This window comes from Rhodopseudomonas sp. WA056 (assembly GCF_010906995.1).
GTDB lineage: Bacteria > Pseudomonadota > Alphaproteobacteria > Rhizobiales > Xanthobacteraceae > Rhodopseudomonas > Rhodopseudomonas palustris_G.
The window spans coordinates 53,256-69,014 of sequence record NZ_QPFS01000005.1; the positions used below are offsets into that span (position 1 = coordinate 53,256).

Below are 15,759 nucleotides of genomic sequence, written 5' to 3' on the forward strand. Positions count from 1 at the left end.
TTGTCGAGCACCGCCGCAAACGGACAGCCTACCGATCAGGCCGCAAAGCGGCGTCAGACACGCACCCCGGAATTGCCGTGATCAGGTCGGCGATCGCCGGCAACCTCGTCTCGCTCCGTTCCGCGCTCCCGCGTGGCGAGGGCGAGTCCGCAGCCGAGCAGGATGCCGAAGGGAATCGAGTAGCCCGGGACCTGCAGCGGAAAATCGATCAGCGAATGCAGATAAGTCATCACCATGATGCCGCTGATGGCACACAGAAACGTCCGGCTTGCCCCGACCGAACGGGTGGCAGCCCGTGCCACAATGACCAGCGAGCCGGCGGCCGACATGCAGACGAGCAAGGCGATCGGAAGCCCCATTTCGACGGCGATTTCGATCAGTGTCGAGTGGGCGTAGTCCCAAACGCCCCACATCGACATGTCACTTCCTCGGAAAGCAGGAAAGACATCCGGAAACGCTCCGGCCCCGATGCCGAAGATCGGACTCTCCAAAATCACTCGGAAAGCGTACTTGTAAGCCATCCAGCGGCCTTCATCGAACATGCCGCGCGTCATGACGCTCTGGCTTTGGGCCAGCCACCACGCGATCGCGATCAAGCCGATGGCCGAGATCAACAGACCATAGACAAGGCGAAGCCGTAGCTGACCGGCGACCATCTGGAGGATCGCGGCGAACAGCCCGAGTACGGCACAAGCCAGGCCCGCACGAGAGCCGGTGGAGAGCAGCGCGAGGAAGCACAGCAGGCCCGCAGCGGCCCGAGCGGCGACCTGGATTCCTGCTGCCTCATTGGAAGGGCTGAGCATCACGAGCCGCAGCGAAAGCGAACCGAACGACTTCAGCTCTTGCTGGATCGAACATGCCCACAGGATCACCCCGGCCCCCAGCAAGGCGGCGGCCGTATTGTGATTGATGAAAGTGGCGGTCAAATCCGCCTGATATGCCGTCTTCGGCTGCCAAAGCACGAACCCAGGTGTGAAAGCCCGAGCCAGCAAACCGTAGAGCGCGTAGAGCAGGATCGAATAGCGAGCGACCTTGAACAGGGTCTCGGCATTGCTTCGCGAGGTCCCGATCCAGAAGCCCGCCAGCACCGAAGTGACGAGAAGCAGATAGTGCCCGGCAGATACGACCGGAATCTCCGCGCGAGCCGATAGTCTCGACGAGATCGGGAGATGGATGAGCTCGCTCGCCCGGTCCCAGGCGTCCGAGTTCGCTCCGGCCGATAGTCCGGGAATGATCTGGATGGCCGCGACAACGAGGTACGCGGCGCAGACCGTCAAGAACGCGATCAGGACGCGGAATTGAGCGCCGGAAACAGAGCGCAGCGGTCTCCCGATCAGGCTGATCGACAGCACCACCACCCACGCCAGCACCCAGATATTGTCTACGGAGCCGAATGGCAGAGGCGCCAATGCGAACGCCGCAAGGGTGAGCCCTAGCTGGACCTTTCCGAGCGCTTCGGCGTGGGAGGACTTTGCGTCCACATCCACCGCCGAAGCAATCGGAGCGGTCCTATCGGTCACCAACGGGTCTTCGTGGCCGCGTTCACGTTGATGGCCGCGTTCGACACGTTCGACGTCGTGTTGGCCGTGTTGTTGATCAGGGTCAGCAGCTTGTAGTAGTCGACCACCCGCGCATTCGCGACATACATGACGTCCTTGCTTCTGATCTGGAAGCCGGAGGCCAGCAGCATACCGGACGGATCGCGCAGATTGACGTGATAGATGGTCGGAATGCGATCGTAGGTGAAGCGGTTCGTGTCGACTCCGAGCTTGTCGAGCAGCGGCCGATCTTCGTAGCGGAACACGAAGACCTCGGCCGGATCCGACTGCTGATCGTTCAGACCGCCAGCCTTGCCGATCGCCTGGGCCAGCGTCAGGGATTCGACGTCGAAGGTCAGCTCGGAATTATAACCGAACACGTTCTGATTGAGAGCGCCAAGGGCGGTGAAGGTCGGCGATTCTCTGGTGAGGAAGATCACGTCGTTGGGACGCACAAAAATGTTCTCGGACGGATCATGGACGATGCGGCTGAGAAGAACCTTCACCTTCTTGCCATCGCGCTGAAGCGTGACGTAGCTCTCGATCGCCTCGTACTTCGGTCCACCTGCGCGGGCGATCAGAGCGAGAAGCCGCTCGCCGACGCTGTTGAGCGCGAACACTCCCGGGGCGTTGACGTCACCCAGAACGCTCACGACGCTCGAATGCTGCTGGTTCAGGCTGACGACGACCTGCGGCTCGATCGCCCGATTCCGCAGCCGAGCGACCACGGCCTGCTGCACTTCCGGAAGCGTTCGTCCGGCCGCGGGCACTTCGCCGGCATAAGGAACAGAAATATTGCCGCGCTGGTCGACGGCCTGCGGCGGCAGATCGACGAAGTTACCGGGGCGAGCACCCGCGGATTGCCCCGGAGTGAACAGACCCCCTGGCGCCGCTTCGAAGATCGAGATGTTCAGAACGTCTCCGACGCCGACCACCTGCTGCGGCTTCGGACGCCTGTCTCGGAACGATCCCTTGAACGACACGACGTTGGGCTGCGACAGGAAGCCAATGGTGTCTGCGGAGACATCGACCAGCGCATAGGGCAATGCGTTCGTCGACCTTATCCCGGCGGTCGCATAGTTCTCGACTGACTCACTCGAAGGCCCGGTGCCTGGCAGAACCGCACATGCCGACATCGAAATCAGCAACAGCAGACCAGCAAGCACCTGAAACGTCTTGCGCACCACGGGCAACCTCATTGCATCGCTCCACAAGGCCCGCGGTCAACCAGCTTCGGTGGGCGAGTCCAGGCGACGAACATAATCTGTGGCCTTGTCGGGACGCGAACGACCGCCCCTCCGAATCGAGCCTCGAATACTTCCCAGAACCCTACTTACAGGGCACAGTGTTTTGAAGACGCTCCCCCCTCCCAACCCTCATTCTCCGGGAACACGTTGCAGTTGAGCCACACTGGACGCTGCTAACCAGTAGTCCTGTGACCCAAAAGTCCCGTTTGCGCCCTCGGCGGCCCTCTATTCCGGCCCCGCTACTCGACCGTCCAAGCCGAGCAGGCTGTCCGCGGGGCGTCATCGTGCCTCTCCCCGGAGGCCCATGCTTCGACATCGGGCGGCTGCGCCCAGTGCGCCCCACGGGCGGCTGCCCCCCAAGTTCTCACCGAACTCCCCTCAAGGCAGCCCCAAAGGCGCCGGATCACACCTGCCCCTCCGCGCCGTTTCGCGACGTCCAGCAGGAACTAAGTGATTGGATGATTTTCAGAATACTATCTGGCATCGGCTCGCCGACCTGGCGACCGACCTCCCCTCCTCAAATTCAACAAAGTTCCACTCAGTATCGCTCGGCAGTCATATGTTCATGCAATCTGGAGTGAGCGATCCTAGATTGCTGGGGGCTGAATCGGGGCTCGCGCCGAAAGGCGCTTGGGGGGAGAACTGCAAATGATCTATCAATCGAGCCTACCGAGCTGGGGTCACGCCGACGGAGGAAGCCGCGGGAGGCCGTAATGGCGTATTTGGCTATTGCCTTGGCTCTGGCGGGGTTCTTGATTGGACTGAGATTTCGGCTCGTCGGACTGCTTCAAGCCCTCGCCGTGGTTCTGCTCCTGACGATCGGCATCTGTATTGGGTCTGGATACGGTTTTACAAAGACGATCGTGGTCGTGATCGCTGCTCAGGCAGTCATCCAGGCCGGGTATTTCTTCGGCCTGCTGGCACAGACGCTGTATCAGTCCCGTCGCACCCGAATGGTTCTCTGAAAGCGCCACTCTGTCCCCACCGACGTTGTCGGATGGCCAGGGTAGCACCGGTCGACCGAGGCCTGCTCGCGCCTTCCGAAGCGGGTCTTCAGGTGAGATCCGCGCCCCTGAAGCCGCCGCCTCGCCTTTTCGGCGCAAGATTGGCCTCTTGGATTGCGATCCTTGTGCTACAAGCGGACTGATGCCGCCCGCTTTTCCGGGTCGATATTTGGTGGGACGTTTGGATTCTGGTTTCGGAGACTTGCTATGAACTTGAGGAAGGTTGCGATCATTTCGCTGGTTTTCAGCAGTGCGGCCGTCGCGGCGTCCGAGCCGGCTTCTGCGCGAAATCGGCTCTATCCGGTCACGACCTGCGGTCCTGACCAAGCCTACCTCTGCAAACTACACGGATCGTTCGATGATCCGCCCTTCCACTACAATCTCGCCATTCATCCGGGCTGCATCAAGACCGTCAGCAAAGGCCGTCGCTACGGACGTGAATTTGTCATCGTTTGCGGTAGCCCGGAACGTCCGATGGTTTGGTGGTGACCCCACGGTCGCTCAAAGAATCCTGGCTGCGACGCCACGGCGGTTCGGAATAGGCGACTACCTTTCCGGCCGCAGTCCGACATTGTTCGGCGAACTCTGACGACGTGAAAAGTCGTTTGCATTGCCTCTGCCGGCTTGAGATCGATCCGCCGGGACGATGTTGTTCGACCCGCGATCACGGACCAGGTTTCCGTACATATCTCGTTGTGGCGCCACGCTCTGTGCCGACGCACTCGCAACCATCGACAGGATGGCGGGAACAACCAAGATCAACGCCCTCATGAAATCCTCCCCGATCAAGACAGCCGAAGCGTAACTAATAATGAAGCAGTTGCAAATCGGCGAGCCGAAACATCGCTGTCGCGTTTGCAGCGCCGCCTGAACAACCAGCTCGGCGTTGAGGACACCGTGAACGGCTGCGCCGAATCAGCGGGCGGCGACCGCCTCGTCAGCCGCGGCGATGACGATCAAAGCCGTCGGCAGAACCGAGCGCACGCGGGCAAGATTGGGAAGCATTGCCGACCGAACCGAATGTGAATGCGTCTGCCCGAATCGAAGATCCGGATCGGGACCGTAGCGTCTTTGAAATCCGCTCCACGGAGGCCGTCTCGGCGGGCACGCCATCGACGGCGACGAACCGATCGGCTGGTTGGTTGGTTGGTGGGGGAGGCAGGACTCGAACCTGCGAAGCCATGAGGCGGCTGATTTACAGTCAGCTCCCTTTGCCACTCGGGACACTCCCCCGCCCGTGCCGCCGGCCCAACGCCTGTGGCAGGCAAAACCGGGACCGGAAGCCGCAGCGAGCCCGCGGGCGGGCCTGCAACGCGGCGCGGTTATGGGCGATGCGGCCCCCTAAAGTCAACCAACCCCATGACGATTTCGACACTCCTTCGTCATATCGGACGATCGAGCCGAAATTGCCTTGCGTCGTGTTGCGTGAGACAAGCGCCGCCATGAGCGACAGACCGCCGAATTCCCGCTTTTCCCGCCGCGACGGCCCGCCCCGCGGCAAGCCGCCCCCCGCCGGGTTCCGCCGCGACGCCCGCGAGCGCGACGGCGACGGGCCCGTGATCCTGTACGGCTGGCACACCGTGACGGCGGCGCTGGCCAATCCGCGGCGCAAGTTTCGCAAGCTGTGGCTGACCGAAAACGCCGCCCGCAAGCTCGCGGACGAGAACATCGACACCCGAATCGCGCCGGAGATCGTCCGGCCGTCGGAGATCGACCGCCGGCTCGGGCCGGATGCGGTGCATCAGGGGATGCTGGCCGAGGCCGACGCGCTGGAGACGCCGCGAATCGACACCCTGCCCGAGCACGGCATCGTGCTGGTGCTCGACCAGATCACCGATCCGCACAATGTCGGCGCGATCCTGCGCTCGGCGGCGGCGTTCGCCGTGCAGGCGATCGTCACCACCGCCCGGCACAGCCCGGAAGCCACCGGCGTGCTCGCCAAATCCGCCTCCGGCGCACTGGAGCTGGTCCCCTTGGTGCTGGTGCAGAATCTCTCCCGGGCGCTGACCGAGCTGAACGAGCGCGGCTTTCTCACCGTCGGGCTCGACAGCGAGGGCGAGGACGACCTCGCCGCGGTCGCGCTGCGCCAGCCGCTGGCGCTGGTGCTCGGCGCCGAGGGCAAGGGCCTGCGGCAGCTCACGCGGCAGACCTGCACCACCGTCGCCCGGCTCGACATGCCGGGCGAAATCAAGAGCCTGAACGTCTCCAACGCGGCGGCGCTGGCGCTGTATATCGGAGCCAGCCGGCTCGGCCTGATGGGCCGCCGCTAAGGTTCTGAACGCAGAACGCCCGCCCGCATCGGCTGCGGACGGGCGGCCTGAGCCGGCGCGATGCCGATCAATAACGATGGTGATGCATCGGCCCGTGGGGGCGATGGCCGCGGTGCCAGCCGGCATGGTGGTGGCGGTGCGCCCCCGGCCGGACGTGATGGCGGCCGCGATAACGCACCACCGCCGGCCCCCACGACGGCTCTCCGATCACCTGATGGGTCATGGCGTGCGCATAGGCGCCGCCGGTGTAGGCGGTGCCGGTGCGATACACCGAGACGGCACGCTCGTCGTAATAGGGACGCGGCGCGAACCGGCCGGGGCCGGTATAGGCCGGCCCCTGGTTGACGTAGTAATAGCGGGTCGGGTCCGGCAGACGCTCGAACGCCGCGGTACCGTAGCCATAACCGTAGCCGGTCTCGAACGTGGCGTAGCCGTTGCCGCACGGGCTGACCACCGGGCCGCACGGCCCGCAGCCGCCGCCGAACACACCTCCGCCGCAGGCCAGCGCCGGCGCGGCGCTCGCGGTCACCACGGCCAAGGCCGCGACCAGTCCGGAAACCAATGTACGCATGCTACGCTCCTGTTCGATGTCGTGGTCGAGATCGTGGTGTCGGCGGCACGGGGGCCATCACCGGTACGGCCGCGGGCCGGGCCGCGGCGGCTCGTCGAACGGCGGCGCAATCAGCACCTGGGGTTCGATCATCGGGGACGGCGGCGCCGGCTGCGGCGGGCGCGACTCCACTTCCCAGGATTGATGGAAGCTCTCCGCCGGCTTCGGCAGCTTGCGGTCCGGCGGCGGCTCGATCTCCAGCCGGCCGTAGCCCGGCAGCCGGTTCGAACCCGGGTAATAATGGCCGACCTCCGGATACACCACCCGCCGGCTGCCGTAGATCGTCGGCTGCACATGGGTGCCGCGCTCCAGCCCCCAATCGCCCTCGATCATCGCATAGGACGCGTCGCGGCCGTTGATGATGATCGGCACGCCCGGCCGCCCCGGAATGACGATCGCCCGCCCGCCGCTCTCGGCGAGCGCCGGGCCCGCGGTGAAGGTCGCGGTCAGCAGCGCCAGCGCGGGCGCCAGACATCGAAGGGTGTAGGGATCGGACATGCGGCAAACGCTAAGGGAAAAGCCTGGCAGATGGGTTAAGGCACGGCCGGCAGCGGCCGGTAAGCCTAACGCGCAACCCGGGTTCGGGGTCCGTCCGCCGCGATAGATCGCAACGTCGTTAATGCCGGCTTTCGATCGGCGGTGCGCCCGGCGCCACGGAAACCGCTGCAGCGGCCTTGTCGAGCCGCGGCGGCGCTGCTAGCTGTCTGCCCGATGCCGGCGTAGCACAGCGGTAGTGCAGCGGTTTTGTAAACCGAAGGTCGGGAGTTCGATCCTCTCCGCCGGCACCATTGGGCTCGACGCAAAGCAGCTTCGCAGCGCTATGCGACGTCGTCCGTCTCCTGGGCGTGGGCCATTTCCATCACGATGGTGTAGAGCCGTTCGCCGACCAGATGCCCGGCGTGGAATCCGGTCTCGGTCTGCAGCCAGGCCAGCGCGTGCTGGTGGCGGGGCGACTGGCCGACATGCGCCATCGCCCAGTTGGGGAACGCTCGGACCGCGATCGGGCTCGCCAGCAACACCTGAACGTCGCTGTGACGGCCGTCCTGCTGGATCGCCTCGAACACGGCTTCGACGGCGCTGCGGGGGCCTTCGAGCACCTGAGCGAAGAAGCCGCTGTTGAAGATCAGCGCGCCGGTGATCCCTTCCCGCTCGTTGTGGGCGCGGGAGGTGGCGAGGATATCGGCGATTTCCGACGAGAGGCTGTCGAGCCCCCCTGCGATCCGGTTTCGGCTGACATAGAGAACGCGAAAAAGCTCCGCCTGCATCGAATCCCTCGCCCGCTCGGGCGCTTCCCTCCTGTGTGAGCATCGGCCCCGAAACGCCCTCGGCCGACGCGCGACCGGGCCGGCCGAAGCTGTCCGCGATCCAGCACCACGGCCCGGCAACGACCGCAACGCGAGCCTGCCTCGCCCCGCCACGCCTGTTGCCGCACCGATCAGACGGCGACGCTGCTCGGAACGAGGTTCTGGCGGGCCACGTTGATCGTATACACCACCGCCGATCTCGGTGCCGGGAAGTCGCCATTGGCAAAAATGCCGTCGCGCTCGAAACGGCCTTCGGTACTGATCAGCAAAGACGTGGTGAAGATGCAATGAACCTCGCCGCCGGCGTTGGTGAACGGCAGCAGCAGTTTCTCGTAGTCCACCGGCACGTCGTGCGCATCGGAAACCGAGGAGATCGAGTACACCGGCTTGCGGCTGCGCCGACACAGCTCGTATTGCGCGAGCATGTGGTCGCGCGCCGCCGGCGACAGAAACTCGTCGAGATGCAGCCCGCGAGGCTCCAGGCCGGTGGCGGCCGACAGCAACGATCCATAATGCAGGATCTGGTAACGCCGTGGCTCCGCCAGGCCCACCACCCGCGTGACGATCGATCGCGACATATCGAGGCTCGCGGGCTCGAACGCAAACGGCACCATCGCCGGATCGGGGATCCTGCCGCCTCGCGCCCATTGGCTGATCAGCCAGCGATGAGGCACGTGTCTGACGACCTCAACACTGCTTGGATTGGCGAACATGATCGGGGAATTCCTCATCTGGCAGCCGCCACCCGCCACCGGGTGATCGGGCAGCGCCGCCGTCACTGCAGCACGGCGCACAGCAGCTATCCGAGAGCTCATAGCCGGTCAACGCTTGGCGACAGACTGCATGTGGCTGCCGAAGGTATGCGCATCTTGGCACGGCTCCCGGCTCGCCGCAGCCTGGGGGCGCTACGAGTTCAGACCGAACTCCTCGCGAAGGCGGAATCCGACTCGACCGCCGACGTGCATGCCGGTCGGCTCCGGCTGTCGACGACTCACAATCAACTCAAAGGCGACGCAACTAACTCTCATAACTATCAGTTCCACCAAAGGAACTCGGCGCCATTTGAGCTGGATCAATTTCACTGCCAGTATAGGTTGCAAGACTGCAGCAGATACTCTTCGGAGGAATCTCCCATGCGGTTGATGCAGGAGCGGGATTATTTGTTTCATCGCTGTGGTGGGTGTGGGGCGGCTGCGCATCTGACGCGCAGCACGCCCGCGGCCGCCGGCGGCGAGCGGCGCACCTACGAGTGCCGCCGATGCGGCCGGGTCGACGTCTATGACGTCGGTCCGGATGTCGGCGCGCCGTGGATCCTGATCGATCAGTGCCGGGATGCCAGCGCGGCGGCGATCCGGCCCTGAATCACCACGCCGAGCCAGATCACCAGTGTCGACAGGCCGGCTGCGGCCACCACCAGAACGTCGCTCTCGCTCATCGGATCGGTCCTCCGCCACAACGGGCGGCGCACCGTCCGGGCGCCGCCGCGGCAGCGTCGCAGCCGCGACGCCTGCCGGAGACGATTATTTGCACGGCCGCGACCGGCGGCGTTGACGCCGGTCAACAGCGGCGCAGCCGCTGCGGTCACGGCCTGCCGGGCGGGCGTCACAGCCACCGCACCAGCACGGTGAGATTGATCGCGCAGGCCCCCAGCAGCGCCAGGGTGAGGCCGGCCGGAGCACTGTCGATGCGGGTTTTCAGGATCTTCGTCATGTCGGAACCCGTGGTCATGACCGGACCATCGGGTGATTCTAGCCGTGGAGTCCCAGGCGATATTTTTCGCCGGATTTAACCCTCGTTAACCTTCGATTCCCGGCTCGCTAAGCCCTTCGTTGCGCACGCAAAAAAGGCCGGCGCGACGGCCGGCCCTGACGCTGCGTTGTGGCGAGGCGGGATCGCGGCCCGGTCAGTACTTGGCGACCGACGGCCCGCCCCAGCCGAAGCGGTAATTGATGCCCGCCTTGACGGTGTGCTCGTCGTTACGGAACGAGGTGCCGACCACGTCGGCCGGACCGCCGGTGAAGGTGGTGTCGCCGAACTTGTAGTACTGGTACTCGACCTTGGCCGACCAGCTCGGCGCGAACAGATATTCCAGGCCGGCGCCGACGGTGTAGCCGTCGTTGCGGCTGCCGCTGGTGGTATAGGCCGCCGGGAATCCGGCCGCGGTGGCGACGCCGAGATCGCTGTCGCGCCAGGCGTAGCCGCCCTTGGCGTAGAGCAGCGTCGGTCCCCAGGTGTAGCCGAGCCGGCCGGTGACCGAGCCGAGGCCGCGGGTGTCTTCCGCCGCGGTGCTGCCGCCGGAGAACAGCACGCCGGTGTTGCTCGACGACAGCCAGCTATATTGCGCCTCGAGACCGATCACCCAATTGGTGGCGAACTGATAGTCCGCACCGCCCTGGACGCCGCCGAAGAACCGGCCGGAATTGCCCGGGATGCTGTTGTCGCCGGCCCAGGCACCGCCGACATGGCCGCCGACATAGAAGCCGGTCCAGTTGTAGACCACTTCGGGCGCCGTATAGGCCGGCGCCGCCTTGGTGTAGGGCCGCGGCGGCAGATCGGCCGCGAAAGCGGGAGCGGAGAGCGCGATCACCGCCGCTGCGCCGAGCAGAGTGTTCTTCATCGTGGTCATCGCCGTCCCTCCTTCGATGCGTTCCGATGTGCTCAAAACAGCATGGCAATGGTTTGGTTGCCCGGTGGCGACGGCGCAGCATTCATTCAGCAGGACTGTGACGACGCCGCAACACTCGGGAACCCCTCCCTGTCAGGCCGGCATCAGATTAGTCGCGGCGGATTGCGATCCGGTCGGGATCAGCGCGACAATTTTTCCAGAGCGGGAAACGGCGCATACACCACCCCGGTGCACAGCTCGCCGGGCTGCTGTGCGACCCGGTCGAGCCGGCCGTCGACATGGACGATCGCCATGTCCTGCAGCGTACCGCCGCGCGGGGTGAAGCGCAGGCACGACACCCAGCGCGTCCGGCCGTCGACCGGGCGCTGCGCCGGCTCGGCCATCGCGGCCTCGCGCAGGCCCGAAGGGTCGTTCAGATAGGTGCGCAGGAACGCCGGGATCTCGCTGCGATAATTCGCCGGAAACGGCTGCGGCGGATCGCTGTCGAACGACGCCGAGCCGCCGATCGCGCAAGCACCGAGCAGCGCCGCGAGCGGCAGCGCCAGGGCGGCGCGCAGCGGCGGCCGGGACTGTGGGGACGCGGCGAAACGGCGAAGCATGGCCCATTGCCATAGCGCGGCGGGCGGCGAAATCAAAGACCGGACGGCCGCGCGCCGCCGCGGCGCAGCGCACGGCGCCCGGCCCGGCTCGACAACGCCCGGACACCTCGTATAGACCGGCGGCGGTGACAGGCGGCCGGCACCGCGCCGGCAGTCATGTCCGCCGCCGTCAGAGGCCGCCTTCGATGAGCACGTCCGCGCGGCAAGACCGCACCCCGTCGTCCCGCCCCGCTTCGCCGCGCATCGCGACCGACCACATCGCCTTCGTCGCCTCGACCAGCGCCGAGGCGCAGGCCGCGCTGGCGCAGCTCGTGCAGCTTTACGGCAACGCCGAGCCGCACGAGGCCGACGTCGTGGTCGCGCTCGGCGGCGACGGCCTGATGCTGCAGACGCTGCATCAGCAGATGCGCAGCGGCAAGCCGATCTACGGCATGCACCGCGGCACCGTCGGCTTCCTGATGAACGAATATTCCACGGTCGATCTGCGCACCCGCCTCGCCGCCGCGCGCGAGACCGTGATCCATCCGCTGTTGATGCGCGCCACCGACATCTACGGCGAGGTGCACATCCATCACGCCATCAACGAGGTGTCGCTGTTTCGCCAGAGCCACCAGGCGGCGCGGCTGCGGATCTCGATCGACGAGCGCGAGCGGATGAGCGAACTGGTCGCCGACGGCATCATGGTGGCGACCCCGGCCGGCTCGACCGCCTACAATCTGTCGGCGCAGGGCCCGATCCTGCCGATCAACGCCCAGCTCCTGGCGCTGACCCCGATCTCGCCGTTCCGCCCGCGGCGCTGGCGCGGCGCGCTGTTACCCGACAGCGCCTTCGTGGTGATCGACGTGCTCGAAGTCGACAAGCGCCCGGTCGCCGCCGTCGCCGACCACGACGAAGCCCGCGACGTCCGCCGCGTCGAAGTGATCTCCGACAAGACCATCGCGATGCGGATGCTGTTCGATCCGGGGCACTCGCTCGAGGAGCGGATTCTCAGCGAGCAGTTTGGCGGGTATTGAGGGATTTTGTGGAGAGCGGCTGCCCGCCTCCCCTCGCCTCGCCATCGACCACCGATTTGACCTTGATACCAGCCGCCTCAGCATTCACCCCGTCATGTCCGGCATGACGTGGGGAGAGGCCGGAGCGCTCAGGCCTTCTTGCTGCGCACCGGCACCGGCTGCGGCACCAGATCGTTGACGGCGCTCATCCGGGTGACGAGGCTGCGGAGGCGGGCGATGCGGCGGGTGTAGGTGAGCATCAGCCCGGCGAGGAAGGCGCTGCAGATCAGCGTGAACACTGCGAACGCGACGACGTCGTCACCCATGGTCGTTCCTCTCCTCGATTGGCGCGCAGCCGGCGCCGGGAAGGCGAGCCGGTCGCGTCGCTGCGCGAACGATACACGATGCTAGGCGCCCGAGTGATAATCTTGAATGACCGGCGACAACCGATCGCCGCCGCGCCGCCCAAGTCGTGCGCGATGGCTAATCTTTGATGAAGCGGGGCGTTGTGCAACGCAGCACAACTACTCGTGATAGAAATGCCCGTGCGGCTCGGTCATCGAATGGTCCCACGGCGTGGCGCGGTGGGTCTCGGTGCCGCAGGACGCACATTTGTATTCGCGCACCTGATAGCCCTGCACCAACGGCCGGTTGCCGATCAGCTCCAAGGCGACGTTGCAGGCCGGGCAATGCGGGGTCGTGTTGGTCATGCGCGCCATCCGAATCAGCAGAGTTCCTAGTCGGCACGATTTCGGGTTCCATCGCCACTGCGTTGTGGCGGCGACCGATTCCGGAAGGCTGCGCCATGCAGTCGCAGCCGAAAGTCGCACACCTTGCGGCGCCGCCCGCGCGGCGCGCCCCCTCAACTCTTCCTTAACGACGCGCCGCTATCGTTAACGCAACGTTTATCGGCGCGACGCGCGCCCGGGCCGTGCCATGTACCGGATCGACTTCAACAAGCTGCGCTTCCTGATCGTCGACGACAATCCGCACATGCGGCGCATCCTGCGCACGCTGCTGCATTCGTTCGGCACCCGCGAAGTCTACGAGGCCGAGGACGGCGCCACCGCGCTCGAAATGTACAGCCACTATTCGCCCGACATCCTGATCACCGATTGGGAGATGCCGATCTTCGACGGGCTGGAGCTGGCGCAGATGATCCGGCAGCCGGAGGCCAAGGGCAATCCGTATGCGCCGATCATCATGCTGACGGCGCATTCGGAAAAGCGCCGCGTCACCCTGGCGCGCGATGCCGGCGTCACCGAATTCCTCGCCAAGCCGATCTCGTCGAAGGGGCTGTATCAGCGCATCCTCAACGTGGTGGCGAGTCCACGCCCGTTCATCCGCACCCGCAACTACTTCGGCCCCGACCGCCGCCGCAACACCACCGCCGGCTATATCGGCCCGGAGCGGCGCCACGGCGGCGAGGCGGAGATCATCCAGCAGCCGTCGCTGCTCGATAAGGCCCGGGTCAACACCTAACAGGCGTCTCGAGAGCCATGAGCAAGCCCCGTCCCGGCGACCTTCAGGTCGCGACCTTCCCGACCCATCAGGTCATCACCCAGGCCAATCCGCTGCGCCGCGCGATGCGGCGGCTGGCCGAGGACGCCTCCACCGAGCCCGCCGACGATCCGGTGGCGCGCGCCGAAGCCGCGCTGGCGTCGCTGTCCGGCGAGTTCGGCGAGTGGATGGCCGAGGAATGCCAGCGGCTCGCCGCCGCCCACGCCGATCTGCTGCGCGACGGCGTCACCAAGGACAATCGCGCCGCGCTGTTCCGCGCCGCCCACGACATCAAGGGCGATGCCGCCACTTTCGGCTTTCCGGCCGCGGCCGCGACCGCCGCCAGCCTGTGCCGGATCGTCGAGCACGCGCCCGATCTGTCCAAAGTGCCGGGCGAACTGATCGCCAACCACGTCGCCGCGATCCAGGCGATCGTCCGCGAAGGCGCCGGCGGCCAGAAATCCGAAGTGCAGCGGGCACTGAACCGCAAGCTGCGCGGCGTCGCCGACGATTACCTCGCCGCCGTCAACCGCGATCGCCCCGAACACCTCGAAGCCATCCTCGCCCCGAGCATCGCACCGGACGAGTAATGGTTTGTCATTCCGGGGCACCGCGCAGCGGCGAACCCGGAATCCAGAGGTTGTGACGACGCCGAGCTCTCAACAGCGCGAGATTCCGGGTTCGCTTGCTACGCAAGCGCCCCGGAATGACTCATCGTTGGCTTGCAGGGGCTAAGCTACGCCGCAACCGGCGCGTAGGTCCAGGCTTGCTGTTCGGCGATCACTTCGTCGCGCAATGCCGCGGCTTCGTCGCGGGCGAATTCGGTGGCGAAGCGGCGCAGCAGGATCAGCAGCGGGCCGGCCGCATCGGCGTCGGTCTCACACTGCGTCAGCACCCGCTCGACCATGCGGCGGCGCAGCCGGGCGGCGCCGGATTCGTTGGCGACGAAACCGATCTCGCGTTCGGCGGCGAGCGCGGCGCGGAACGCCGGAAATACGGTTTCGGGCAGCCCGGCGCGGCCGAGCAGCGCGTTGAGCGAGGCGCGGCCGCCGTCGGCGAGCAGCGCCGCGACCCGCGCCGGCGCGGTGCCGGAGAGTTCGGCGAGCGCGTGTTCGACCAGCGGCAGGTTGCCGGAGAGCAGCGCGCGCAGGATCAGCCCGGCGGTCAGTGTGCCGGTCTGGCGCAGATGCCGCATCAAGGCCGCGATGTCGGCGCCGCGGGCGCGCGCGGCGATCGCGATCGTCGAGCGGTCCATCGCCTCGCCGGTCGCGCGCGCGGCGCGATCGGCGCTGAGCCAGCCGCGCGCCACCACGAATTGCTGCAAGGTGTCGGACAGCTTCGCCACCAGGGCCAGCCGCGTCGCCGCCGGCAGATCCGGCAGCGCCAGCATCGACTCGCGGATCGCGGCGAGATGGCCGTGACGCTCGACGATGCGGTCCCACGAGAACGGAGCCAGCTCGGCGTGCGGATTTTCGATCAGCTCCAGCGCCGCAGCCGGCGAGCCGACCTCGGCGATCGCCGCACACACCGCGGCGGGTAGCTGGAAGCGCCGCGCCACCGCGCATTGCACCGCGTTGTCGCCGGTGGCGACGATGTCGACCAGATCGGCGTCAAGTAACAGCGGCGAGAATTCCAGCACCGGCAGCGCCACCGAGGCCTGATCGGAGGCGAGCGCGCGCACGATCGTCGGCGGCGCATCGGGCGTCGAAGCGAACACCTCGGCGATCGCCTGCCGCACTTGCGCGGCCGGATCGTCGAGCATCAGCAGCAGCGCGCCTTCGGCGGCGATGCGGTCGTCGATCGACAGATCGGAAATCAGCCAGGCGCGGGCCAGAGCGCGGGTGGCTTCGGCGCGTTCGCCGGCCGGTGCGTGACGGATCCAACTGATGAACTGCCGAACAATCATGACACTTCCGGCCGACGCAACTTCACCCCGCACCATCGCAAGGCGCCTTACGTCAACCATCGATAAACCATGCCCCTTAACAAAGGGTTCACCATAACCGGCTGAGTTCGTTGACGTTTCGTTAAGGATACGGCGCCCGCCAGGCGCCGATGGCGGCGCCGGC

At 66.2% G+C, this 15,759-nt stretch carries 18 protein-coding genes and 2 tRNA genes; 7 read left to right on the forward strand and 13 right to left on the reverse strand.

Going from position 1 to position 15,759, the window contains the following annotated elements:
• Nucleotides 1-53: 53 nt before the first annotated feature.
• Nucleotides 54-1,520, reverse strand: a complete 1,467-nt coding sequence (locus DU475_RS24495) for an O-antigen ligase family protein (RefSeq protein ID WP_164630435.1) — start codon at nt 1,518-1,520, stop codon at nt 54-56.
• On the reverse strand, nt 1,517-2,725 hold the full coding sequence (locus tag DU475_RS02275) for a polysaccharide biosynthesis/export family protein (protein WP_349644150.1): 1,209 nt from the start codon (nt 2,723-2,725) through the stop codon (nt 1,517-1,519). The genes DU475_RS24495 and DU475_RS02275 overlap by 4 nt, the downstream gene beginning before the upstream one ends.
• A 773-nt stretch (nt 2,726-3,498) precedes the next feature.
• Between DU475_RS02275 and DU475_RS02280 the strand changes: the two genes are divergently transcribed.
• Both DU475_RS02280 and DU475_RS02285 read left to right on the forward strand, forming a co-directional pair.
• The gene (locus DU475_RS02280; protein WP_013501775.1) at nt 3,499-3,750 is read left to right on the forward strand and encodes a hypothetical protein; all 252 of its coding nucleotides are present in this window, start codon (nt 3,499-3,501) and stop codon (nt 3,748-3,750) included.
• Between the two features lie 246 nt (nt 3,751-3,996).
• Nucleotides 3,997-4,278, forward strand: coding sequence for a hypothetical protein (locus DU475_RS02285; RefSeq protein WP_164630436.1), 282 nt, complete (start codon nt 3,997-3,999; stop codon nt 4,276-4,278).
• 658 nt (nt 4,279-4,936) lie between these two features.
• Here DU475_RS02285 and DU475_RS02290 read toward each other — a convergent pair.
• Nucleotides 4,937-5,022, reverse strand: a tRNA-Tyr gene (locus DU475_RS02290).
• 209 nt (nt 5,023-5,231) lie between these two features.
• Between DU475_RS02290 and rlmB the strand changes: the two genes are divergently transcribed.
• On the forward strand, nt 5,232-6,059 hold the full coding sequence (rlmB, locus tag DU475_RS02295; protein ID WP_164630438.1) for a 23S rRNA (guanosine(2251)-2'-O)-methyltransferase RlmB: 828 nt from the start codon (nt 5,232-5,234) through the stop codon (nt 6,057-6,059).
• A gap of 67 nt (nt 6,060-6,126) precedes the next feature.
• Here the strand turns inward: rlmB and DU475_RS02300 are convergent, their stop codons facing one another.
• Together DU475_RS02300 and DU475_RS02305 are read right to left on the reverse strand one after the other, a co-directional pair.
• Nucleotides 6,127-6,630: a hypothetical protein gene (locus DU475_RS02300; RefSeq protein ID WP_164630439.1), complete on the reverse strand. Its 504-nt coding sequence runs from the start codon at nt 6,628-6,630 to the stop codon at nt 6,127-6,129.
• A 57-nt stretch (nt 6,631-6,687) separates the two neighbouring features.
• Nucleotides 6,688-7,167, reverse strand: a complete 480-nt coding sequence (locus tag DU475_RS02305; protein ID WP_164630441.1) for a hypothetical protein — start codon at nt 7,165-7,167, stop codon at nt 6,688-6,690.
• Nucleotides 7,168-7,382: 215 nt separating this feature from the next.
• Here DU475_RS02305 and DU475_RS02310 point away from each other — a divergent pair.
• Nucleotides 7,383-7,457, forward strand: a tRNA-Thr gene (locus DU475_RS02310).
• A gap of 30 nt (nt 7,458-7,487) precedes the next feature.
• On the opposite strand, the gene DU475_RS02315 is transcribed toward DU475_RS02310, so the two are convergent.
• From DU475_RS02315 to DU475_RS02340, 5 genes are all read right to left on the reverse strand, one after another.
• Nucleotides 7,488-7,934 (reverse strand): BLUF domain-containing protein, encoded by a 447-nt coding sequence (locus tag DU475_RS02315; protein WP_164630443.1) that lies wholly within the window; start codon nt 7,932-7,934, stop codon nt 7,488-7,490.
• 170 nt (nt 7,935-8,104) lie between these two features.
• On the reverse strand, nt 8,105-8,767 hold the full coding sequence (locus DU475_RS02320) for a hypothetical protein (protein ID WP_349644151.1): 663 nt from the start codon (nt 8,765-8,767) through the stop codon (nt 8,105-8,107).
• Nucleotides 8,768-9,294: 527 nt separating this feature from the next.
• Nucleotides 9,295-9,408, reverse strand: coding sequence for a hypothetical protein (locus DU475_RS02330; protein WP_013501763.1), 114 nt, complete (start codon nt 9,406-9,408; stop codon nt 9,295-9,297).
• A 468-nt stretch (nt 9,409-9,876) separates the two neighbouring features.
• Nucleotides 9,877-10,590, reverse strand: a complete 714-nt coding sequence (locus DU475_RS02335) for an outer membrane protein (RefSeq protein WP_205524190.1) — start codon at nt 10,588-10,590, stop codon at nt 9,877-9,879.
• A gap of 188 nt (nt 10,591-10,778) precedes the next feature.
• Nucleotides 10,779-11,198 (reverse strand): hypothetical protein, encoded by a 420-nt coding sequence (locus DU475_RS02340; protein ID WP_164630448.1) that lies wholly within the window; start codon nt 11,196-11,198, stop codon nt 10,779-10,781.
• Nucleotides 11,199-11,383: 185 nt separating this feature from the next.
• Here DU475_RS02340 and DU475_RS02345 point away from each other — a divergent pair, with 185 nt between their 5' ends.
• Nucleotides 11,384-12,211, forward strand: coding sequence for an NAD kinase (locus tag DU475_RS02345; RefSeq protein ID WP_205524183.1), 828 nt, complete (start codon nt 11,384-11,386; stop codon nt 12,209-12,211).
• Between the two features lie 128 nt (nt 12,212-12,339).
• On the opposite strand, the gene DU475_RS24005 is transcribed toward DU475_RS02345, so the two are convergent.
• Together DU475_RS24005 and DU475_RS02350 are read right to left on the reverse strand one after the other, a co-directional pair.
• Entirely contained in the window at nt 12,340-12,516 is a 177-nt protein-coding gene (locus DU475_RS24005) for a hypothetical protein (protein ID WP_013501758.1), read from the reverse strand.
• A 198-nt stretch (nt 12,517-12,714) separates the two neighbouring features.
• Complete coding sequence (locus tag DU475_RS02350) at nt 12,715-12,900, reverse strand: hypothetical protein (protein WP_246700218.1); 186 nt, start codon at nt 12,898-12,900, stop codon at nt 12,715-12,717.
• 226 nt (nt 12,901-13,126) lie between these two features.
• On the opposite strand from DU475_RS02350, the gene DU475_RS02355 reads away from it, so the two are divergent.
• On the forward strand, nt 13,127-13,672 hold the full coding sequence (locus DU475_RS02355; RefSeq protein WP_047307619.1) for a response regulator: 546 nt from the start codon (nt 13,127-13,129) through the stop codon (nt 13,670-13,672).
• 17 nt (nt 13,673-13,689) lie between these two features.
• Complete coding sequence (locus DU475_RS02360; protein ID WP_164630452.1) at nt 13,690-14,280, forward strand: Hpt domain-containing protein; 591 nt, start codon at nt 13,690-13,692, stop codon at nt 14,278-14,280.
• Between the two features lie 146 nt (nt 14,281-14,426).
• Here the strand turns inward: DU475_RS02360 and DU475_RS02365 are convergent, their stop codons facing one another.
• Nucleotides 14,427-15,596 (reverse strand): DUF2336 domain-containing protein, encoded by a 1,170-nt coding sequence (locus tag DU475_RS02365; RefSeq protein ID WP_164630454.1) that lies wholly within the window; start codon nt 15,594-15,596, stop codon nt 14,427-14,429.
• Nucleotides 15,597-15,759 lie beyond the last annotated feature (163 nt).